General features: G+C 39.5%; 1 pseudogene. It reads left to right on the forward strand.

Features of this window, described 5'->3' with window-relative positions:
• A pseudogene (locus tag GB932_RS21975) lies at positions 1-430 on the forward strand (type VI secretion system ATPase TssH); the annotation flags it as partial.

A 430-nucleotide genomic window follows, 5' to 3' on the forward strand; every position in this document is an offset into this window, starting at 1 on the left:
TACCAAAAGTATTTTGAAAAAGATAAAGCGTTGGAAAGACGTTTCCAGAAAGTAATGGTGGAAGAACCGGATACTGAATCTGCAATTTCCATCCTTCGTGGGATTAAAGATAAATATGAAGCGCACCACAAAGTAAGAATCAAAGACGAGGCAATTATTGCTGCGGTGGAAATGTCTCAAAGATACATTTCAGACCGTTTTTTACCGGATAAAGCGATTGACCTTATTGATGAAGCTTCTGCAAAACTGAGAATGGAAATCAATTCCAAGCCGGAAGAGCTGGACGTTCTGGACAGAAAACTCATGCAGATGGAAATTGAGCTTGCTGCTATTTCAAGAGAAGGCAACCAGACCAAGATTGATCACCTTAAGGAAGATATTGCAAAAATATCCGAACAGAGAAATGAGATCAATGCCAAATGGCTGAAAG

Origin of the sequence: Microbacterium karelineae (genome assembly GCF_009745985.1) — a bacterium.
Lineage (GTDB): Bacteria > Actinomycetota > Actinomycetes > Actinomycetales > Microbacteriaceae > Microbacterium > Microbacterium karelineae.